The organism is Sphingomonas sp. CL5.1 (assembly GCF_013344685.1).
Taxonomy (GTDB): domain Bacteria; phylum Pseudomonadota; class Alphaproteobacteria; order Sphingomonadales; family Sphingomonadaceae; genus Sphingomonas.
The window spans coordinates 1,416,041-1,437,081 of sequence record NZ_CP050137.1 but is presented as its reverse complement, the minus strand read 5'-3'; the positions used below and the strand labels follow the sequence as shown (position 1 = coordinate 1,437,081).

General features: G+C 66.3%; 16 protein-coding genes. 10 read left to right on the top strand and 6 right to left on the bottom strand.

The genetic code is table 11. The features are described from left to right. Positions 1 to 89 precede the first annotated feature (89 nt). From F9288_RS07025 to F9288_RS07015, 3 genes are all read left to right on the top strand, one after another. On the top strand, positions 90 to 2,261 hold the full coding sequence (locus tag F9288_RS07025; RefSeq protein WP_174835967.1) for a type I secretion system permease/ATPase: 2,172 nt from the start codon (positions 90 to 92) through the stop codon (positions 2,259 to 2,261). Then, positions 2,258 to 3,652, top strand: coding sequence for an HlyD family type I secretion periplasmic adaptor subunit (locus F9288_RS07020; protein ID WP_174835966.1), 1,395 nt, complete (start codon positions 2,258 to 2,260; stop codon positions 3,650 to 3,652). The genes F9288_RS07025 and F9288_RS07020 overlap by 4 nt, the downstream gene beginning before the upstream one ends. A gap of 122 nt (positions 3,653 to 3,774) precedes the next feature. Beyond that, a complete protein-coding gene (locus F9288_RS07015; RefSeq protein ID WP_174835965.1) occupies positions 3,775 to 6,930 on the top strand; it encodes a calcium-binding protein in 3,156 nt (1,051 codons plus the stop codon). A gap of 18 nt (positions 6,931 to 6,948) precedes the next feature. Here F9288_RS07015 and F9288_RS07010 read toward each other — a convergent pair whose 3' ends face one another. From F9288_RS07010 to cysD, 3 genes are all read right to left on the bottom strand, one after another. Continuing rightward, entirely contained in the window at positions 6,949 to 7,188 is a 240-nt protein-coding gene (locus F9288_RS07010; RefSeq protein WP_174835964.1) for an XrtV sorting system accessory protein, read from the bottom strand. 203 nt (positions 7,189 to 7,391) lie between these two features. After that, positions 7,392 to 9,299, bottom strand: a complete 1,908-nt coding sequence (gene cysN, locus F9288_RS07005) for a sulfate adenylyltransferase subunit CysN (RefSeq protein ID WP_174835963.1) — start codon at positions 9,297 to 9,299, stop codon at positions 7,392 to 7,394. Between the two features lie 111 nt (positions 9,300 to 9,410). Further along, positions 9,411 to 10,325, bottom strand: coding sequence for a sulfate adenylyltransferase subunit CysD (gene cysD / locus F9288_RS07000; protein WP_174835962.1), 915 nt, complete (start codon positions 10,323 to 10,325; stop codon positions 9,411 to 9,413). A 54-nt stretch (positions 10,326 to 10,379) separates the two neighbouring features. On the opposite strand from cysD, the gene F9288_RS06995 reads away from it, so the two are divergent. Further along, the gene (locus tag F9288_RS06995) at positions 10,380 to 11,324 is read left to right on the top strand and encodes a hypothetical protein (RefSeq protein WP_174835961.1); all 945 of its coding nucleotides are present in this window, start codon (positions 10,380 to 10,382) and stop codon (positions 11,322 to 11,324) included. Positions 11,325 to 11,352: 28 nt separating this feature from the next. On the opposite strand, the gene F9288_RS06990 is transcribed toward F9288_RS06995, so the two are convergent. Then, complete coding sequence (locus F9288_RS06990) at positions 11,353 to 12,873, bottom strand: O-antigen ligase (protein WP_174835960.1); 1,521 nt, start codon at positions 12,871 to 12,873, stop codon at positions 11,353 to 11,355. Between the two features lie 748 nt (positions 12,874 to 13,621). Between F9288_RS06990 and F9288_RS06985 the strand changes: the two genes are divergently transcribed. From F9288_RS06985 to F9288_RS06960, 6 genes are read left to right on the top strand one after another with little or no spacing between them, the layout of a single operon-like run. Beyond that, positions 13,622 to 14,101 carry an EF-hand domain-containing protein gene (locus tag F9288_RS06985; protein ID WP_174835959.1) on the top strand — a complete coding sequence of 160 codons (480 nt, stop codon included), beginning with the start codon at positions 13,622 to 13,624 and terminating at the stop codon, positions 14,099 to 14,101. 10 nt (positions 14,102 to 14,111) lie between these two features. After that, the gene (gene tgt / locus F9288_RS06980) at positions 14,112 to 15,248 is read left to right on the top strand and encodes a tRNA guanosine(34) transglycosylase Tgt (protein WP_174835958.1); all 1,137 of its coding nucleotides are present in this window, start codon (positions 14,112 to 14,114) and stop codon (positions 15,246 to 15,248) included. Between the two features lie 2 nt (positions 15,249 to 15,250). Continuing rightward, a complete protein-coding gene (locus F9288_RS06975; protein WP_174835957.1) occupies positions 15,251 to 15,454 on the top strand; it encodes a hypothetical protein in 204 nt (67 codons plus the stop codon). Next, complete coding sequence (locus F9288_RS06970) at positions 15,451 to 16,242, top strand: GNAT family N-acetyltransferase (RefSeq protein ID WP_174835956.1); 792 nt, start codon at positions 15,451 to 15,453, stop codon at positions 16,240 to 16,242. Before F9288_RS06975 ends, F9288_RS06970 begins: the two co-directional genes overlap by 4 nt. 9 nt (positions 16,243 to 16,251) lie before the next feature. Continuing rightward, a complete protein-coding gene (locus F9288_RS06965) occupies positions 16,252 to 19,065 on the top strand; it encodes a pitrilysin family protein (RefSeq protein WP_174835955.1) in 2,814 nt (937 codons plus the stop codon). A gap of 34 nt (positions 19,066 to 19,099) precedes the next feature. Continuing rightward, entirely contained in the window at positions 19,100 to 20,095 is a 996-nt protein-coding gene (locus tag F9288_RS06960; protein ID WP_174835954.1) for a cell wall hydrolase, read from the top strand. Positions 20,096 to 20,171: 76 nt separating this feature from the next. On the opposite strand, the gene F9288_RS06955 is transcribed toward F9288_RS06960, so the two are convergent. Further along, positions 20,172 to 20,495, bottom strand: a complete 324-nt coding sequence (locus F9288_RS06955; RefSeq protein WP_174835953.1) for a hypothetical protein — start codon at positions 20,493 to 20,495, stop codon at positions 20,172 to 20,174. Positions 20,496 to 20,612: 117 nt separating this feature from the next. Then, on the bottom strand, positions 20,613 to 21,017 hold the full coding sequence (locus F9288_RS06950; RefSeq protein ID WP_174838927.1) for a hypothetical protein: 405 nt from the start codon (positions 21,015 to 21,017) through the stop codon (positions 20,613 to 20,615). Positions 21,018 to 21,041: the final 24 nt, after the last annotated feature.

Genomic DNA, 21,041 nt, shown 5'->3' with positions numbered 1-21,041 from the left:
ATCGTCCGCCATCATGTCGCGGGTTAAATCAGCGTTTACCATCTGCCGTTACCGAGGTCGCGCGTCTGTATGCAGCCGAGGCCCGCGCGATGAATTTGACCGAGCGTTTTGCACGTCTGAACGAAGCATTCGGCGGGCCGACGATCGACCCCGAATCGGGTGTGCGTGCGCTCGCGCTGCTGCTTTCGCTGCACCGGATGGTGGTCGATCCGGCGCAACTGCGTCACGAATTGGGCAAATCCGGCCCGCTCGAAGGGGGCGACATCGTGCGCCTCGCGCGGCGACTCTCTGGCGTGCGCGCGCGTCAGGCGCAGGTCGCGCCGGGCAAATTGTCGCGCCAGCCGCTGCCGCTGCTCGCCAATGGGCCAGAGGGCTGGTTCCTGATCGGCCGCCTGCTTGACGACGGCGTGCTGATCCAGCGGCCGGGGCGCGAAGTGGAGCGCGTCGATCGCGCCGGGCTGGACGCGCTATGGTCGGGCGAGGTCGTGCTCGTCACCACGCGCGAGCCGGCCGCCGGCGGTCCCGGCCGCTTCGACATCCGCTGGTTCGTGCCGCAGATCGTGCGCTATCGCCGGCTGATCGGGGAGGTGCTGCTGATCACCTGCACGCTCAACCTGCTCGGGCTGGCCTCGCCGCTGCTGTTCCAGAACGTGATCGACAAGGTGCTGGCACACAATTCGCTTTCCACCCTGAACGTGCTGGCGATCGCCTTCGTTGCGGTGTCGGTATGGGAGGCGGCATTCGGCTGGATTCGCAGCCGGCTCTATGCCGAGACGAGCCAGAAGATCGACGTCGAGCTGGGCGCGCGGGTGTTCCGCCACCTGCTCGCGCTGCCGCTCGATTATTTCGAGCGCCGCCGCGTCGGCGACACCGTCACCCGCGTCCGCCAGCTCGAGACGATCCGCGAGTTCCTCACCAACGCCTCGCTGACCGTGCTGGTCGATCCGCTGTTCACGATCGTCTTCATGGTGGCGATGATCGTTTATTCCCCCGCGCTGTTCGGCATCGTCGCCCTCACCCTGGTCGGCTATGTCGCCGTCTCGCTGTTCGTCACCCGCCCGCTGCGCGATCGCATCGAGGAGAAGTTCGAGCGCGGCGCGGCGAGCAACGCGCTGCTGGTGGAAAGCGTCAGCGGCATCCAGACCGTCAAGACCTCGGCGGTCGAGCCGCAATGGCAGGAGGGGTGGGAACGCCAGCTCGCCGCCTATAGCGGGTCGGCGCTGCGCGTCACCACGCTGTCCTCCACCGGCAGCCAGGCGGTCGAGCTGATCTCCAAGCTCGGCTTCGCCGCGATCCTGTTCTTCGGCGCGAAGCAGGTGATCGGCGGCGAGATGACGGTCGGCGCGCTGGTGGCGTTCAACATGTTCGCGCAGCGCGTTTCCGGCCCGGTGATCCGCATGGCGCAGATCTGGCAGGATTTCCAGCAGGTGCGCATCTCGATCGAGCGGCTGGGGGACATCCTCAACCATCCGGTCGAGCGGCAGACCAGCGGCAAGGTGGACATGCCCGCGATGCAGGGCACGATCACCTTCGAGAACATCCGCTTCCGCTACGCCCCGGATACGCCGCCGGCGATCGACGGCGTCTCGCTGCATATCGGCGCGGGGCGGTCGATCGGCATCGTCGGCTCGTCCGGCTCGGGCAAGTCGACGCTGACCAAGCTGCTCCAGCGACTCTATTCCCCGGAAAGCGGGCGGGTGATGGTCGACGGCATCGATCTGGCGCAGGCCGATCCGGTGTGGCTGCGCCGTCATATCGGCGTGGTGCTGCAGGAGAATATCCTGTTCAACCGCTCGATTCGCGAGAATATCGCGCTGGCCAATCCGGCGATGCCGCTGGAGCGGGTGATGCAGGCGGCGAAGCTGGCCGGCGCGCACGAGTTCATCCTCCAGCAGCCGCACGGATACGACACGCCGATCGTCGAGCGCGGCGCGAACCTGTCGGGCGGCCAGCGCCAGCGCATCGCCATCGCCCGCGCGCTCATCACCAATCCACGCATCCTGATCCTCGATGAGGCCACCTCCGCGCTCGACGCGGAGAGCGAGGAGATCATCCGCCGCAACCTGAAGGCGATCGCGCGCGGGCGCACCGTCGTCATCATCGCGCATCGGCTCTCCGCCGTGCGCGAATGCGACGGGATCATCGCCATGGAAAAGGGCCGGATCGTCGAGGGCGGCTCGCATGACGAGCTGATCGAGCTGGGCGGGCGCTATGCCGAGCTTCACCGCCGGCAGGCCGGCATCAAGGAAATCGCCGCATGAACGCGCTCACCACCAACTGGTCGCTGGTCAAGGCCGCGCTCGCCGAGGACCGCCAGCGCGAGGCGGAGCGGCTGCGTATCGACGACGCCGCGTTCCTCCCCGCCGCGCTGGAGGTGATCGAGCGCCCCGTGTCCCCCACCGCGCGGTTGACCGCGCGGGTGATGATGGCGGGCATCATCTTCCTCGCCGGCTGGCTGGTGCTGGGGCGGACCGACATCATCGCCTCCGCCACCGGGCGGATCGTGCCGAAGGGCGCGGTGCAGCTCGTCCAGCCGGCCGAGGCGGGCGTGGTGCGGCGCATCCTCGTCCATGACGGCGACCATGTGAAAAAGGGCCAGCCGCTCGTCCTGCTCGATCCCACCGTATCCGGCGCGGAGGCAGCGCAGGCGGCCAAGGCCTATGAAACCGCCGCTTTCGAAGTGGCGCGCACCCGCGCGGTGATCGACGCGCTCGACGGCAAGCCGCTCGTCCTCACCCCGCCGGCGGGGGCGGACGCCGCGTCGATCGCGGCGCAGGAGTCGCTGGCGCGGGCGCGGCTCGCCGACATTCGCGCGACGATCGCCGCCAATGCCGCGAACGGCGGCGTGGCGGGCGCCGACATCGCCAGCGCGCGCGCCGAGGTGGCGAAGCTCGACAAGTCGCTGCCGCTGCTCGACCAGCAGATCGCCGCCAACGAGCAATTGCTCGAGAAGGGCTTCGTTTCGCGGCTCAAGGTGCTGGAAATGCGCCGCCAGCGCATCCTCGAGGCCGGGAGCCGCGATGCCGCGCGCGAGGCGATCCGCCGCGCCGCGGCGCAGGCGGGGGGCGCCGCCTCCACGCTCGCCAAGTCACGCGCCGACGCCCGCGCCGAGCTGTACGAGCAGCTCGTCAAGGCGACCACCGAGATGCGGCTGCGGCAGGAGGAGATGGTCAAGGCGAAGCAGCGGTCCGGCTTCCAGGCGCTGCGCGCGCCGGCGGACGGCACGGTCGGCCAGCTCTCGCTGCATACCGAGGGCGGCGTGGTCGAGGCGGCCAAGCCGATCATGACGGTGGTGCCTTCGGGCGATACGCTGGTCGCCGAGGTGAAGCTGCTCAACCGCGACGCCGGCTTCGTCCAGCCGGGCCAGAAGGTGGCGCTGAAGCTCGATGCCTTTCCCTTCTCGCGCTACGGCACGGTGCCGGGGCGGGTGGTCAGCATCAGCCCGGACGCGATCGACGACGAGAAACTCGGCACCGTCTATATCGTCCGCGTCGCGCTCGACCGCGCCACGGTGGATCGTGGCGACCGGCTGATGTCGCTGATGCCGGGGATGACCGTGGTGGCCGATATCGTCACCGGCAATCGCAGCTACCTGAGCTACCTCACCAGCCCGATCGAGGAAGCGCGGGGGAACGCGCTCAAGGAGCGGTGAGAGGCAGCGGTATACTCCGCCTCATCGTTCAATATTGATTAAACAGCCATTAACCGTTCGTATAGAGGAAGAAAGAGTAGAATTCTGTCAGTTACAGGACAAACTCAGGGAACTCTCAATCCATGTCGAACACTACATCCGTCGGGATCAACTTGTCTCCAGTCAACTATTGGAGCACGGAATATCCCTTTCTCGACAGGATGAAAACCGCCGGCACCTGGGGGGTGCAAGGCACTTCAGTTTCCTCGCTAATCGTGGATCAGAACGGCTATCCCACGACAATTCCCACCGGTGCGACCAGCGTTTCGACGATAATCGCACTCGATCCGGCATCCGCCGGAACCGACAATACCTATGTCCTGACCTATACCGGAACCGCCACCTTCCGCATTCCGGGCGCCACGATCGTCAGCTCCAAACCGGGCGAGATCACCTTTACCGTCACCGGCGCCAATCCAATGCAGACGGTGATGATCACCAGCATCGCCGCTTCCAATCCGCTGACGGCGATGCACGTCGTCCGGCAAGATCAGATGGCGCTGTTCAATCAGGGCGAGTTGTTCAATCCCGCGTTCGTAAAGCAAGTCTCGCAATTCGGCACCTTGCGCTACATGGACTGGGAACAGACCAACATCACCACCGCCACCTCGTGGTCGCAGCGGACGACGCCGGACACGCTTTCCTGGGCGAGTACCGGCAGCACGACGGGCGTGCCGATCGAGGCGATGGTCGCGCTGGCGAACGAAAGCCGCACCAACATGTGGCTCAACATACCGACGCAGGCGAACGACGATTACGTGCGCCAGATGTTGACCTATGTGCGCGACAACCTTGATCCTTCGCTGAAGGTCAATGTCGAATATTCCAATGAAATGTGGAACTGGGGATTCCAACAATCGCGTTACGCAAACCAGCTGGCCACCCAGCTCTGGGGCACAAATGTCACGCGCGGCGTGCAACAATATTACGGCTATCGCTCCGCCCAGATTGCGGCGATCGCAAATGATGTCTTCGGGGACGGCGCGGCTACCCGCCTGGACAACGTGCTCGCTACCCAAACGGCGAATCTCGGACTGGAAAAGTATATTTTTGAGGGCGTCGCAAAGGCGGGCTTGGGTGACGTCTCGTCACTTTTCCAGAGTTATGCGGTCACCACCTATTTCGGCAGCGAGTTGAGTGGCCAGAACAGCGCGGATCGGGCAACGATCCTTGGCTGGGCGAAAGGCGGCAGCGCCGGGCTGGACGCCGCTTTCAATGAGATTGCTAACGGCGGCACGTTGACCGGCTGGGGATCCTTGCCTTCGATCATCGCGCAATGGGCTTACCAGGCAACGGTCGCAAAAAAATATGGCCTTGATCTTGTTGCATATGAAGGCGGCATTGATCTTAGCGCCGCAGGGTTTTCGGCCGCTGATCAACCGATCGTAATGGATTTCTTTTCGCGACTCGAAGCCGATCCGCGAATGGCGACTATCTATACGCAGATGATCGACAGCTTTTCGGCTGCTGGCGGGACACTGCTCAACGCCTATACCGATGCACAGGTTGATCGTCCGGGCGGGCTGTATGGCACGCTAAAATCTATCTACGACAGTGCATCGCCCGCCTGGTCGGCGCCGGTGAATGGTCAGGCGGAGGCTAGCAAGGCATCTGGACCCGTCCCCGCGAATAATGTTTCCGGCCTCCCGGCGGCAAATCAACCAACTCCGGTCGCCCAAAACATAACCACCGCCGCCTCCAGCTATACGCTGGAATCCGGCGCTATGACGCTGAGCTATATCGGCCAAAGCGGCTTCGTCGGCACCGGCAACGATCTGGACAATGTAATCACCGGCGGCAACAGCGGTAACAAGCTGTATGGCGGCGCCGGCAACGACACCCTGATCGGCGGCGCCGGTAACGATTATCTCGATGGCGGCACGGGCGCGGATACGATGACGGGGGGAGCCGGCAACGACATCTATATCGTCGACAATCCCGGCGACGTGGTGGTCGAGGCGGCCAACGGGGGCACCGACGAGGTTCGCACCTCGCTCGACAGCTACACGCTGGGAGCGAATATCGAAAACCTCACCTACACCGGCAGCGGAGCCTTCACCGGAACCGGAAACGATCTCGCCAACGTGATCACTGGCGGCGACGGCGGCAACAAACTGTACGGCTATGACGGCAACGACACCCTGATCGGCGGCGCCGGCAACGATTATCTCGATGGCGGCACAGGCGCGGATCGCATGGTCGGCGGCGCGGGCAATGATACCTATATCGTCGACAATCCCGGCGATGTGGTGGTCGAGTTGCCCGGCGGCGGCATCGACGAGGTTCGTACTTCACTCGGCAGCTACGCGCTCGGCGCGAACCTTGAAAACCTGACCGCTACCGGATCAAGCACGTTCACCGGCATAGGGAACGCCGCAGACAACGTCATCACCGGCAGCACCCTCGGCGCGAACAAATTGTACGGCTATGACGGCAACGACACCCTGATCGGCGGCGCCGGCAACGATTATCTCGATGGCGGAACCGGGGCCGACTATATGGCCGGCGGCGACGGCGACGACACCTATGTCGTCGACAATCCCGGCGACGTGGTGGTCGAACTGCCCGGCGGCGGCACCGACACGGTCGTCAGCTCGATCAGCTACACACTCGGCGCGAACCTTGAGAATCTCCGCCTGGGTGGATCGGGCAATATCAATGGTGCCGGCAACGACGCCGCGAACATAATCACCGGCAATGCCGGCAACAACATCCTCTCGGGCGGCGGTGGCGACGACGTGCTGCAAGGTGGTGATGGCGACGACTACCTTGACGGTGGAGACGGCAACGATTCACTGAGCGGCGGCAACGGCAATGACATCCTCATCGGCGGCGCGGGCAACGACTATCTTTCCGGTGGCAACGGCAACGACGTGCTGATCGGCGGCCCGGGCAAGGATTCGCTGGTCGGCGGCGCCGGGGCGGACCGGTTCGTATTCGCCCCTGGCGATCTCGGCAACACCATCACCAATACCGACACCATCCTCGATTTCAGCCATGCCGAAGGCGACAAGATCGATCTGTCGCAGTTCGACGCCAACACCAATACGATCGCGAAGGACGCATTCACCTTTATCGCCAACAAGCCCTTCTCGCATACTGCGGGAGAAGTGCGGGTGGATTCAATCGGCGGCTACTGGAACGTGATGGGCGACACCAATGGCGACGGCGTTGCCGACTTCGCGCTCAACGTCAAGGCTTCCGGCCCGCTCGTCCAGTCCGACTTCATCCTCGGATGAGGCGGCTGGCCGCCGGCATCACAACGAGATTTTCGGCCGCAATACCAGCAGGATATAGAGGATGACCGCGACCAGGCCGAAGATGGCGAGGGTGATATGGCCCTCGTTGCCAATATAGTTGACGACCGCGCAGCCCACCGCCGGCGGGGCATAATGCCATAATTTATCGACCGGCTCCTCCGCGGCCGAGCGATGGAGCATCAGCACGACGAGGCCGGTGAAAACCATCAGCGTCAGCCAGTCGAAAGGCGTCTGCATCGCGCGTTACGGCTCCCGACGCCGCGTGCGGCGCCTCCCCCGAAGGCGACCGGCCGATCCCGACGGTGCAATGGCAACCGCCTCCATTCCGTTACCCGAACGAAACACCGATCCTCTCCCCCACGCAGCCCCCGGCGCGGCGCAAGCAAGGTTAGCAGAGGCGGCGCAACCCTGTCCATCGCGCGCGCGGCGAGATCGTCCCGTTATGGAATCAGCCGCCGCACGATCAGCTCGGCGGCCTCCTCCGCGCTCATCGCGGTGGTGTCGATGCGGATTTCGGGATCGAGCGGCGGCTCATAGGGCGAATCGATGCCGGTGAAGTTCTTGAGCGCCCCGCTGCGCGCCTTGGCGTAGAGGCCCTTGACGTCGCGCGCCTCGGCCTCGGCGAGCGGGGTGTCGATGTGGATCTCGACGAACTCTCCGGGCTGCATCATCCGCCGCACCATCTCGCGCTCGGCGCGGAAGGGGGAGATGAAGGCGGTGATGACGATCACCCCCGCGTCGGTCATCAGCCGCGCAACTTCGCCGACGCGGCGGATGTTCTCGACGCGGTCGGCGTCGGTGAAGCCGAGGTCCCTGTTCAGCCCGTGCCGCACATTGTCGCCGTCGAGCAGGAAGGTGTGGCGGTTCATCCGCGCCAGCTTCTTCTCGACGAGGTTGGCGATGGTCGACTTGCCCGCGCCGGACAGGCCGGTGAACCACAGCACCGCCGGCTTCTGGTTCTTGAGCCCGGCGCGCACCTCGCGCGTCACGTCGAGCGGCTGCCAATGAACATTCTGCGCGCGGCGGAGCGAGAAGTGCAGCATCCCCGCCGCGACGGTGGCGTTGGTCAGCTTGTCGATCAGCACGAAGCCGCCGAGTTGGCGGTTGTCGGCATAAGGCTCGAACACGATCGGCCGGTCGGTGGACAGGTTCGCGACGCCGATCGCGTTGAGGTCCAGCGTCTTGGCCGCCAGATGCTCTAGCGTGTTGACGTTGACCTGATATTTCGGCGCCTGCACCGTCGCGCCGACCGTCTGCGTCGCCAGCTTCAGCCAATAGGAGCGGCCGGGCAGCATCTCCTCCTCGGCCATCCACACGATCGTCGCCTCGAACTGGTCGGCGGCCTGCGGCGGGGCATCGGCGGCGGCGATCACGTCGCCGCGCGAGCAATCGATCTCGTCGGCCAGCGTCAGCGTCACCGACTGCCCCGCGACCGCCTCGTCGAGATCGCCGTCGAGCGTCACGATCCGCGCCACGGTGGAGGTCTTGCCCGAGGGCAGCACGCGGATCGTGTCGCCCGGCTTCACCCGCCCGCTGGCGACCAATCCGGCGAACCCGCGGAAATCGAGGTCCGGGCGGTTGACCCACTGCACCGGCAGCCGGAACGGCTTCGCCTGATCCGCCTCGGCATCGAGCGGCACGTTCTCGAGCTGTTCGATCAGCGCCGGCCCGCGATACCATGGCGTGTTGGGCGAGAGCGCGGTGATATTGTCGCCCCTGAAGCCGGAGATCGGGATGGCGGTGAAATCCGCGATGCCGATCGAGCGCGCGAACGCCGCGTAATCCGCGACGATCGCCTCGAAGGTCGCCTGATCGTAATCGACCAGGTCCATCTTGTTGACCGCCAGCACCACGTTCCGGATGCCGATCAGGTGCGCGAGATAGGAATGCCGCCGCGTCTGCGTCAGCACGCCCTTGCGCGCGTCGATCAGGATCACGGCGAGGTCGGCGGTCGAGGCGCCGGTCACCATGTTGCGGGTATATTGCTCATGCCCCGGCGTGTCGGCGACGATGAACTTGCGCTTCTCGGTCGCGAAGAAGCGATAGGCGACGTCGATCGTGATGCCCTGTTCGCGCTCGGCGGCGAGGCCATCGACCAGCAAGGCGAAGTCGATCTCCTGCCCCTGCGTGCCGACCTTCCGCGAATCCGCCTCCAGCGCGGCGAGTTGGTCCTCGAAGATCATCTTCGAATCGTAGAGCAGCCGCCCGATCAGCGTGGACTTGCCGTCATCCACCGAGCCGCAGGTGATGAAGCGCAGCAGCGACTTGTGCTGATGCCGGTCGAGATAGGCGTGGATATCCTCGGCGATCAGCGCGTCGGTTTTGTAGATCGGGTCGGTGCTCGTCATCGTCTTGTCCCGTCATCCCGGCGAAGGCCGGGATCGCTTGGAAGGGAGGGCGCGGCTTGCGGCGTGAGACCCCGGCTTGCGCCGGGGTGACGTGAGGGCTTTGCCCTCACGTCAGAAATACCCCTCCTGCTTCTTCTTCTCCATGCTCGCAGCGCCCGCGTCGCGGTCGATCGCGCGGCCCTGCCGCTCGCTGGTGGTGGTGAGCAGCATCTCCTGGATCACTTCCTCCAGCGTGGTCGCCGCGCTCTCCACCGCGCCGGTCAGCGGATAGCAGCCCAGGGTGCGGAAGCGGATCGAGCGTTCCACCGGCACCTCGCCAGGCGCGAGCGGGAAGCGATCGTCATCGACCATCAGCAACATGCCGTCGCGTTCCACCGTCGGGCGCGGCGCGGCGAAATAGAGCGGGACGATCGGTATGTCGTTGAGCTGGATATATTGCCAGATGTCCAGCTCGGTCCAGTTGCTGATCGGGAAGACGCGGATGCTCTCGCCGCGCGCCTTCTTCGTATTGTAGAGGTTCCACAATTCCGGGCGCTGGTTCTTCGGGTCCCAGCGGTGACTGGCCGAGCGGAAGCTGAACACCCGCTCCTTGGCACGGCTCTTCTCCTCGTCGCGCCGCGCGCCGCCGAACGCCGCGTCGAACCCGTATTTGTCGAGCGCCTGCTTCAGCCCCTCGGTCTTCCACATATCGGTGTGGAGCGGGCCGTGATCGAACGGATTGATCCCGCGCGCCTCCGCCTCCGGGTTGCGATAGACGAGCAATTCCATGCCCGACTCGAGCGCCATCCGGTCGCGCAGGTCGTACATCGCGCGAAACTTCCACGTCGTGTCGACATGCAGCAACGGGAAGGGCGGTGGCGCGGGATGGAAGGCCTTGCGCGCCAGATGCAGCATCACCGCCGAATCCTTGCCGACCGAATAGAGCATCACCGGCTTCTCGCACTCCGCCACCACCTCGCGGATGATGTGGATCGATTCGGCCTCCAGCCGTTCCAGATGGGTGAGGGTCTTCGCGTCGGTCGTCATGCGCCGTCACCTGCGCGACTGGCTTTCCCGCGCCACCTCCCATATGGGAGGCAGATGGCCTTAAGCCGCGTCGACGAGACCGATCTGCTGCTCCCGCTCCACGAGGGCGCGCGGGAGGAGCCGCGCTGGGACACTTTCCTGCGCCGCCTGCGCCAGCGGACGCGCGCCGATCTCGCACGCCTGACGGTCGGGACGAACCTGCCGCCGCCACTATCCGATCTCGCCCCCGACCGGCTGCGTCCCAGCCGGGTCTATGCCGCCGCGGAGTTGGACGAAGCGCCGCCGGGTGATCTGCGCATCGTGCGCGTGGCGAAGCTTGGCGGGACGAGCGCGGTGCTCGCCATCCACAGCACTGATCGCGTCTTTTCGGCGGCGGACGGGGCGCTGCTCTCCGCGCTCGCGCCGCACCTCGCGATTGCGATCGCCGGGTTGATGCGCGAGGAGCGCGCACGCGACCGGCTCGCCATCGCGGAGGATGCGCTAGCGCGGGCCGGCGCCGGCTGGATCGCATTCGATCAGGAAGCGCGGGTGACCGATTTCGATTCCGCCGCCGAGAGGACGATACGAGCGCTGACCGGGACGCCGCCCGTGCTCGGCCAGCGATTGCGCACCGGCGATGCGGAAGGCGAGCGCCTGCTGGCCACACTTGTCGCCACGCCGGAAGAGCCGCCCCGCGCGCTGCTGCTGTCGTCCACCCCCCGGTTGGAGGCGCTGCTGATGGCGCGTGGCGGCGCGTCGATCGCCTTGATTCGCGCGGCGATCTCGGCCAGTTCCGTGCGGATCGCGGCGATCGGCGCGCTGCACGGGCTGACGGCCAGCGAGGCGCGCTTCGCCGCGTTGCTCGCCGACGGTGCGAGCATCGTACAAACTGCTGTCACGCTCGGCCTAACGATCGAAACCGCGCGCAACTATTCCCGACGCATCTACACCAAGACCGGCACGCATGGACAAGGCGAGTTGGTCCGCCTGTTGCTAACCGGGGCGGCGGCACTGGCATGACCGCCGACGCTTAAAAGCGGAAATCCCCTCAGGCCGAACGCATCGGCGGAGCCAGCGCCGGGTGACGCCGCGTCGCCGCCTGCCGGCGCACCGCGCCGTCCGTCGTTTTCACCAGACTGACGCACGCACTCATCAGGCCGATGCTCAACATGGTCAGTGGCAGCATTCTATCGATCGTCGACGTCAGCGTCAGGCAGGCGAAGCAGGCGCCGATCATCGCGAAGGGCAGTGCGATTCCGCCCGGTTCGCGTCGAGCCGCGGACCACCCTCGCACCCGCCAGCCCGCCAGCATCGGCGCGGACCATGCCGCCATCCATGCCGCGAACATGAACAGGCCTCCGGTGAGCGCGATTGTCAGGTGGGTGTTGACGAAATCGATGATATGTTCGCCCTGCCGCAAATCGTTCATCGTCACTTCGAGTTGATCGCGAGTTTGCCCCACCAATGGATGAGCCAGTACTTCCTGTATTCCCCGGCTGAGCAGATTGGAGCGATATTCCGCGGTCTGCCGCCCAGATCCCGAGCGACCGAGAAATTGGGCGAGGTGACTGCCGCTCGGCGCAGCCGCCATTATGACCAACGCGATCGACCCGATCGTGCCGAAGGCCGCCAGCATCATGGTCCGCCGATTGTAGAGGAAATACAGGCACATCCCGAACAGAGCGGCGATCCACGCCCCACGCGACTGACTCGCCGCGATCCCGACGGAAAGCAGGGCCATGACTAGATAGCGCCCCGCGGGTTTAAATCGGGAACGCAACGTCAACACGGCGAGCAGCGCAAGAGCTAGGAGAAGGCCCAGACTGGCCGGATTCGCCAGCGCACCTTGTGCGCGCATGAAACCGGCCCGAATCGCCAGCGTGGCGCTCAGCCCGACCATATCGACGTGAAGCGCGTTATAATATGCCTGATAAAGCGGCCAGCCGCGCCTTGCTTCGAAAACCGCGACCACCGCGTTGATGAAACCGCCGAGAGCGAGAAACAGCGCCGCGTCGCTTGCATCATGACGAGTTCGAATCAAGCGCGAAATCACGTAAAATGGCGCAATGACACTCAACAATGTTGTTGCAATAAGTCGAACGTACCCATTGAGTGGTACGCCTCGCCCCACCATGATCAAGCATGCGGCAAAAAAAATCCACGCCGCGATGTCAATAGAAGTTAATCGACGAACTCTTAGCTTCATGGTAAGGAGCATGGCTATAAAAAAGGCGAGATTGAAAAAATCTATCGCAGAAAAATCACCTAAAAACTTTCCTCCAATAATTATATTATCTGAAAGTTCAGGAAAAATCGGCAAAAATAAGAGATATCTACTTGCTAACGCGGTGCTGGAATTCATATAAAAAAATGGTATGGTACACAATACAAGATAGAATAGAAATTTATTGCCCAAAAATAGACCGGCTAACGGGAGAATAGCTATAAGCGCCAGATCGATCGGGCGAACCAAACGGCGCGCATCGTTGCGCAGACACAGCCAGAAAATGCCGATCGCCGCAAATTGCAGGAATTCGATGAAGGCAAGCAGTTTGAGCGATTGTACCATGCGTCATTCCCTGGCGAGCCGCACTGGCGGCCTCGTGCGGCTGTGACATAAGCGAATATTTTCCGCCATGCACCCTTGCGGCGATGAACGCATTTTCCCTTGCGGGTATTTCATTACTCCCCCGCCACGATGCAATAACAATCCCGGCGGCGCAGCGACTTGAGCAGCGAATGCATCAGGCAAGACTCGTCGGATACAGCCATAAGGCGTCGGTGGCATTGTCGCATTCAGTGAATGCCAGACACGCAATCCGTTGCTGCAACAGCCTTTCAACGAAGGGTGTGGCAGATGACAACGCGGTTCCAATGCAGGCTGCCGAGGCGGATATCGTAAATATAACCAAATATTTTCAGAAGATATGAGGATGTATTTTCTCCACACACACTTGAATGTTTAGTTTTATATTTTCAAAACAATTGATTTTTGTCTTACCCCTAACCACAAAACACAATCTACCGTTCATATTTTTAGTTATTCATAAAAAGCATATACTGCGTAATACATGCGGACCTTCATCAATCATCGGAACGAGAACATTTCGATTAAAGTCAATACTGCTGCTGAGCGATGTTCCTCCCGCCATCGCGCCTACCGCAAAACCTGAATCATGTAAGGCGGCTGTTGCCAGCCCGCCGCACGCACCATAGGGCGGAAGGATGCGGACGACGCGGCTCAGCAACGGTTCAGGCGGGAACGTGCCAGTGAATGCCCCGCCCATTCTCGCCGTCGATGCATGGGAGCAGCGCCAATGACGATCGCCCTCGCCCTGCTGCTCCAGGCCGCCGTCACCGTGACCGCCACACCGCCCGGCCCCGGCCAGCCGCCCGCGACGATGGTGGTCGAGCCGGTCGCCATGATGATCGCCGCCTGCGACGCCGACGGTGACGGCCGCACCACCGCCGCCGAGCTTCACGCCTGCGTCGAGCGCAGCTTCGCCGCGATCGACACCGGCGGCAAGGGCGTGCTCGGCTATATCGGATTCGCCGACTGGGCCGAGCGCTGGCTGGGCGACCGCAACGCGCTGCCCAGCCCGTTCGAGGTGGACGCCGACGGCGACAACCGCATCACGCCGGCGGAGTTGCAGGTGAAGATGGCGGAGATCTTCCGCCGGCTCGATCGCGACCATGACGGCGTCGTCACCCGCGCAGAATGCCTCACGATCCGCGCCTCGGTGCCCGGCGACCGCCCCGGCGGCAAGCACAAGAGACGTGGCGCGCCGCCGCAATGAGCTTCATCCGATGACCGACCGTTTCACCTTCACCATCGCCGCCACCGACGGCGCGGCGCGCACCGGCACGATCGCGATGCGGCGCGGCGTGATCCGCACCCCCGCCTTCATGCCCGTCGGCACCGCCGCCACCGTCAAGGCGATGAAGCCCGCCGACGTCGCCGCGGCGGGCGCGGACATCATCCTCGGCAACACCTATCACCTGATGCTGCGCCCCGGCGCCGAGCGCGTGGCGCGGCTCGGCGGGCTGCACGGTTTCATGGGCTGGGATCGGCCGATCCTCACCGATTCGGGCGGCTATCAGGTGATGAGCCTCGCCGACCTCACCAGGCGCAGTGAGGATGGCGTGTCGTTCAAGAGCCACCTCGACGGCTCGCGCCACCTGCTCAGCCCGGAGCGGTCGATCGAGATCCAGCGGCTGCTCGGCTCGAACATCGTCATGGCGTTCGACGAGTTGGTGCCGACCACCTCGACGCGCGAGGTGCAGGCGGCGGCGATGGAGCGCTCGATGCGCTGGGCCAAGCGTAGCCGCGCCGCCTTCGACGCGGGCGGGGAACATGCCGCCGCCAATGCGATCTTCGGCATCCAGCAAGGCGCGCTGGACGAGGGGCTGCGCAAGGCTTCGGCCGGGGCGCTGACCGACATCGGCTTCGACGGCTATGCCATCGGCGGCCTCGCGGTGGGCGAGGGGCAGGAGGCGATGTTCGGCTGCCTCGATTTCGCGCCCGGCCAGCTTCCCGCCGACAGGCCGCGCTACCTGATGGGGGTCGGCAAGCCCGACGATATCGTCGGCGCGGTCGAGCGCGGGGTCGATATGTTCGATTGCGTGCTGCCGACGCGCTCGGGGCGCACGGGGCAGGCCTTCACCCGTGGCGGGCCGATCAACATCCGCAACGCGCGCTTCGCGGAGGACCAGGGACCGCTCGATCCCGATTGCGCCTGCCCGGTGTGCGGCACATGGAGCCGCGCCTATCTCCATCATCTCGTCCGCGCGGGCGAGATTCTCGGCGCGATGCTGATGACCGAGCACAACATCTGGTTCTACGAAGCGTTGATGGCGGACCTGCGCGCGGCGATCGCCGCCGGCACGCTCGCCCCGTTCGCCCGCGCGTTCCGCGCACGATATTACGGAAGTGAAGGAGAGTAAGCGTGTCCGACAATGACGAACCCAACGAGATCCTCGCCGCCGCGCGCGACGCCAAGGCGCATGAGGAAGGCGCCGACAAGGCGAAGCGGGAGCGCAAGACCCGCAACTGGAATATCGGCAAGATCGGGCTCGGCGTCGGCATAGGCTCCGCCGCCGTCGCCGCCGCCGTGCTGTTCGCGAACCGCGACAAGGACGAGAAGAAGTGACCCACGCCGCCGCCCGTGCCGCCACCGCGCGGCGCTGGTTCCGGCGGCTCGGGCATGAGGCGATCGCCGCGGCGCCCGGCATCACCGTGGTCGCTTCGCCGGCCTATCCCGATACTTGGGACGCGAATTTCGCGACCGCCGATCCGGGTGCGACCCCAGAAGCGCTGTTCGCCGCGATCGACGGATATCTCGCCCATTCGCCGTGGCGCGTCGTGGCCGTGGATGCGCTGACCGATCCGGCGATCGAGGCAACACTGGCGCTGGCCGGTCATGTCGCCCAACCACCGCTGATCGAGTTCATCGCGCTCTGCCCGCTCGCATCCCGCCATCCGTTGCCCGCGATCGCGCCGCGCGCGGTATGCGGCGAGGCGGACTGGCGAGCCTTCGCCACGCTGGTCGCGATCGATCATCGCGAGGGGTTACGCACCGGCACGATCGATCCCGCCGTCGCCGCCGGGCAGCTTGAGGGGATGCGCCTTCGCAGTCCACCCGCCGATTACTGGCTGATTGCAGGGCACGAGGGCGGGCCGCCGCTCGGATATGGAATGACGCTGGCGTGCCCCGGCAATCTCGGGCTGATCGAGCACCTGTTCGTGCTGCCCGAACATCGCGGGAAAGGCGTAATGTCCGCCTTCATCCTGTGGGCCGGCGATCGGCTCCGCGCGGGCGGCTGCGATGCCCTGTTCATCGATGTCCATGCCGGAGCGCCGCCCGCGCGGCTCTATGCCTCGCTCGGCTTCGTGCCGGTCGCGCTGACCCGCAATTGGGTCTGCCATCCGAATCCCTGAAAGGACGCCATGCGCCTGATCCTGCCGCTGCTGCTCGCCGCCGCCGCTGTCCCCGCGCTCGCCGAACCGTTGCCCCCGCTCCCGGCGGTGCAGCCGATCGCCTTCACCGAGCGGACGCTCGCCAACGGGCTGCGCGTCTATGCGATTCGCGACGCCGCGACGCCCAATGTCGCGATCCAGGTGTGGTACGACGTCGGCGGGCGTGACGATCCGCGCGGGCGATCGGGCTTCGCGCACCTGTTCGAGCACCTGATGTTCAAGGCGACGCGCAACCTCAAGGCCGAGCAGTTCGACCGGCTGACCGAGGATGTCGGCGGCTACAACAACGCCTCGACCGGCGACGATTACACCAATTATTTCGAGGTCGTGCCGGCCAACCACCTCCAGCGGCTGCTGTTCGCGGAGGCCGATCGCATGGCCTCGCTGGTGGTGTCGCCGGCCGATTTCGCCTCCGAGCGCGACGTGGTGAAGGAGGAATTCCGCCAGTCGGTACTGGCGCGGCCATATGGCAAGCTCGAATCGCTCTACCTGCCGGCGCTCGCCTGGCAGCATCACCCCTATGCGCGCGGCGTGATCGGCAGCATCGCCAATCTCGATTCGGCGACGATCGACGACGTGCGCGCCTTCCACGCGATCTATTACCGGCCCGACAATGCGATCCTCGTCGTCGCCGGCAATTTCGATCCGGCCGATCTGGATCGCTGGGTCGATCGCTATTTCGCCCCGATCAAGCGCCCCGATCGCCCGATCCCGCGCGTCACCGTCGATGAGCCGGTGCGCACCAGGCCGGTGACGGTGACGGTGCACGAACCGAACACGCCGCTGCCCGCGATCGCGCTGAGCTATCCGCTGCCGCCGGATCGCTCGCCCGACATGCCCGCGCTGATGGTGCTGCAGGCGATCCTCGCGCGCGGCGAAAGCTCGCGACTGCACGAAAACCTCGTCTATCGCGACGGTCTGGCGCAGACGGTGGACGCCTCGCTCGACACGCGCGCGGGGCCGGGCAAGCTCGATATCATCGCCATCGCCGCCGGGGGCAAAGACCCGGACGCGGTGGACCGCGCGTTGCGCGCCCAGCTCGCGGCGATCCGCGCCGCGCCGGTCTCCGCCGCCGAACTCGCCGAGGCCAAGACCGAAATCCTCACCGACGCGCTGAAGGCGATGGAGACGGCGGAGGGCCGCGCCCGCGTCATCGCCGCGTCGGTGCTGGTGGACGGCGATCCGCGCGCCACCGAGCGGCAGCTCGCCGCGGTGCGCGCGGTAAGCGCCGCCGATGTCCAGCGGGTCGCGCGGACTTATCTCGCCGACGATCGCGTCGCCACGATCCGCTACCTCCCCGCCGCCGAGGGGGCCAGGCCCGATGCCGGCGTCCCGGTTGCCGCGACGGTCGAGACACGGCCGCTGGAGGCGCCGCGCGACATCGCGATCGTCACTCCGGCGACCGACGCCGAGCGCGCACCGCTGCCGCCGCTCGGCCCGGTCGTCGCAGGCCATGTGCCGGCGCCGCGCGAGCTTCGGCTCGCCAACGGCCTGCGGGTCGTGACGGTCGAGCGGCATGACGTGCCGCTGGTCACCGCGCGGCTGATCGGCGCATCGGGCGCGGCGCGCGACGCGGCGGGCAAGGCCGGCACCGCCAGCCTCGCCGCGACGCTGCTGACCAAGGGCACGCCGACCCGATCCGCCACCCAGATCGCACGCGATGCCGAGGCGCTCGGCGCGTCGCTCGACACCGGCGCGGGGCGCGAGGGCAGCGCGATCGGCATCACCGTCGCCACGCCCGCGCTGTCGCCCGCACTCGGCATCCTGGCAGACGCCGCGCGCCACGCCAGGCTCGCGAGCGACGAGCTGGAGCGTGCGCGCGCGCAGGCGATCGACGCGGCGCGGGTGACGCTCACCGATCCGATGGCGCTGGCCGGGCTGGTGGCGGATCGCGCGCTGTACGGCGCGTCCGGCTATGGCGGTGCGGTGGAGGGGACGCCCGCATCGCTCAAGAGGGTCACCCCCGCCGACGTGCGCGCGGCCTATGCCGCCGCTTGGTCGCCGGAACGCGCGACATTGATCCTGACCGGCGACATCACGCCCGCCACCGCGAAGGCGCTGGCGGAACGCTGGTTCGGCGACTGGCGCGCCGACGGCCCCGCCCCAGCCCCGCTCGCCGTGCCGACCCCCGCGGCGACGCGGCGCACGATCCTGATCGACTTGCCGGACGCGGGGCAGGCCGGCGTCACCGTCGCGCGCGGCGCGATCCCGCGCGGCGATGCGCGTTATTATCCCGCACTGCTCGCCAATACGGTGCTGGGCGGCGGGTATACCTCGCGGCTCAATCAGGAGATCCGCATCAGGCGCGGACTTTCCTATGGCGCGCGCAGCGACCTCGACGCGGACCGGCTGACCGGATCGATCATGGCCGCCGCCTCGACCAGGAACGACGCCGCGCCGGAGGTGGTGTCGCTGATCGCCGGAGAGATGCGACGGCTGGGCAGCGCGCCGATCGCGGAAAGCGAGCTGGCGACGCGCCGCTCGGTACTGATCGGCAATTTCGGGCGACAGGTCGAGCGCACCGCCGGCCTCGCCGGGATCGTCGGCAACATGGTGCTGGATGGCCTGCCGATCGACGAGATGACACATTACGCCGATGCCGTGCGCGACACCCCGGCGACGGCGGTGCAGTCGGCGGCGGCCAGCCTGTTCGACCCGGCCGATGCGACGACGGTGGTGGTGGGCGACGCCCGCGCATTCGGCGACGCGCTGCGCAAGGAGCGCCCGGCGACCGAGACGATCCCCGCCGCGACGCTCAACCTCGACAGCGTGAACCTGCGATAGCGGAATCGTAAGCCATCCGTGCGAAAGGGGCGCCATGTCCACGGCGCCGACGCATCCCAGCGAACGGCGCGCGCAACGCCTCGAACGGTTGCGCGCGCTGCGCCGCGTCGCGCTGCCGCTGGCGGGATGCGCGGCGGCGGCGGGTGGCGTCGCGTTCCACCTCGCCTCGTCCCAACCGGCCCCCGCCCCGGTACGTAACGCCGCCGCACCACTCGCCGGCGACGCCGCCGCGCCGGCCGAATTCGCCGCACCGGCACGCGGCTCCACCGGCACCATCGCCCTGCCCCCGGTGCCGCGCGGCGTGGCGATCGCCGGTGACGCCAATGTCACCCCGGCCGCCCCTTTCTCCACCCGGCTCGCCGGCACGATCGACCGCGCCCGCGCGCTCCAGTGCCTGACGGCGGCGGTCTATTACGAGGCGGCGTCGGAGAGCGACGCCGGGCAGCGCGCCGTGGCGCAGGTGGTGCTCAACCGCGTCCGCCATCCCGCCTTCCCGCCCACCGTATGCGGCGTGGTCTATCAGGGCGCGGGCCGGGCGAGCGGCTGCCAGTTCAGCTTCGCCTGCGACGGTTCGGCCGCGCGCATCCCCTCACGCGCCGGCTGGGCGCGCGCGGCGCGCAACGCCGCGATGATCCTCGCCGGGCAGGTGTTCGCGCCGGTCGGGCTGGCGACGCATTACCATACCTATACGGTGACCCCGGCGTGGAACCGCACCCTGGTGATGACCGATGCGATCGGTGCGCATTTCTTCCATCGCTGGAAGGGTTATTGGGGCACGGCGGCGGCGTTCACCCGCGTCTATCGCGGCGGCGAGCCGCAACCCGCCATGCCCGCCGCCCCGATGCCGTTGCCGGTGATCCCGCTACCGTCGCCGCCACCGGCCGACAAGGCGATCCCGGCGGCGCCCATGCCGGCCGTCCAGCCGGCCCATGCGGAAAGCGGCGCCGCCCTGCGCGACGCCGCTCCCGAAAACCTGCCCCAATCCCGGATACTCGATCGCTGGAAGGATTCGGGGAAACCGTTGCGCTAGGACGGACCGACATTCAGGTCAGACGTCGGCCATTTGCAGCCCCGCATGGGCTGACTGTCGATCCGTCCCAGGGCTTTTACCAACGATGCCGGCGGTCGTGCTTCTCGAAACGGACCTGCGCGCTCAGCCGGTCGAAGCGCCGGTCGAGATCGCGCCGCTCCGCCATCGTCAGCCCGCCACGCCGGTAACGCATTTCCAGCATCTTCAGATCGCGCACCTGTCCGCGCAGCCGCAGCGCCTCCGCGCGATTCAGTTTGCCGGCGCGCAGGCCCTGATCGATGCGCATGTTGATGTTCGCGGCGCGCTGGTCGATCGACACCCACGGCGCGGCCGCCGCAACGCCTGGCACGGCGGCGAAGGCAATGCCGATGCCGGCAGCGATCATGGTCAGTTTCTTCATCATCTTGCTCCCTACGCGGCCGATACGCTGGCCATGGGCAGATATGACGCGCGCCTGTCGCGCGAACGTGCCGGGACAGCGACGAAATTGTCGCAACCTGTCGCCGTCCCGCGCCCGTCAGCGGCAGCGCACGTTGCTCTTGTCGACCGACTTGCCGAGCAGCGCGCCGCCCGCGCCGCCGAGCAGCGCGCCGAGCAGGCCCGATCCGCCCGGCGCGATCGCCGCGCCCAGCGCGCCGCCGGCGATGCCACCGACGATCAGCCCGGTGGTGCCGTCGTTGCGGCGGCAGTAATAGCGACCGTCCTGCCCGACATAGACGCGGTCGTTGGAACCGAGCCGGCGCTCGCGGTAACGCGGATTGTCGCGATAATAACGGTCGGCATAATAGCCGTTATAGGAAGGGTCTGGCCGGTTGTAGTCGTAGCGGCGATAGCCGTCTCCGGCATAGCCCGGACCGCCGTCGTCCACGCAGCCCGTCACCAGCACCGCCGCGCCAAGGGCGGCCAAAGCAACCATCCGCATCATCTGTTCTCCATCGTTCCCGAT

Bases quoted from the DNA above. Each gene is read 5' to 3' on its own strand.
- F9288_RS06965 (WP_174835955.1), top strand. From the start codon at position 16,252: ATGCGCCTGATCCTGCCGCTGCTGCTCGCCGCCGCCGCTGTCCCCGCG.
- cysD (WP_174835962.1), bottom strand. From the start codon at position 10,325: ATGACGACCGACGCGAAGACCCTCACCCATCTGGAACGGCTGGAGGCC.
- F9288_RS06990 (WP_174835960.1), bottom strand. From the start codon at position 12,873: ATGGTACAATCGCTCAAACTGCTTGCCTTCATCGAATTCCTGCAATTT.
- F9288_RS06950 (WP_174838927.1), bottom strand. From the start codon at position 21,017: ATGCGGATGGTTGCTTTGGCCGCCCTTGGCGCGGCGGTGCTGGTGACG.
- F9288_RS07010 (WP_174835964.1), bottom strand. From the start codon at position 7,188: ATGCAGACGCCTTTCGACTGGCTGACGCTGATGGTTTTCACCGGCCTC.
- F9288_RS07020 (WP_174835966.1), top strand. From the start codon at position 2,258: ATGAACGCGCTCACCACCAACTGGTCGCTGGTCAAGGCCGCGCTCGCC.
- F9288_RS06955 (WP_174835953.1), bottom strand. From the start codon at position 20,495: ATGAAGAAACTGACCATGATCGCTGCCGGCATCGGCATTGCCTTCGCC.
- tgt (WP_174835958.1), top strand. From the start codon at position 14,112: ATGACCGACCGTTTCACCTTCACCATCGCCGCCACCGACGGCGCGGCG.
- cysN (WP_174835963.1), bottom strand. From the start codon at position 9,299: ATGACGAGCACCGACCCGATCTACAAAACCGACGCGCTGATCGCCGAG.
- F9288_RS07015 (WP_174835965.1), top strand. From the start codon at position 3,775: ATGTCGAACACTACATCCGTCGGGATCAACTTGTCTCCAGTCAACTAT.
- F9288_RS07025 (WP_174835967.1), top strand. From the start codon at position 90: ATGAATTTGACCGAGCGTTTTGCACGTCTGAACGAAGCATTCGGCGGG.
- F9288_RS06960 (WP_174835954.1), top strand. From the start codon at position 19,100: ATGTCCACGGCGCCGACGCATCCCAGCGAACGGCGCGCGCAACGCCTC.
- F9288_RS06995 (WP_174835961.1), top strand. From the start codon at position 10,380: ATGGCCTTAAGCCGCGTCGACGAGACCGATCTGCTGCTCCCGCTCCAC.
- F9288_RS06985 (WP_174835959.1), top strand. From the start codon at position 13,622: ATGACGATCGCCCTCGCCCTGCTGCTCCAGGCCGCCGTCACCGTGACC.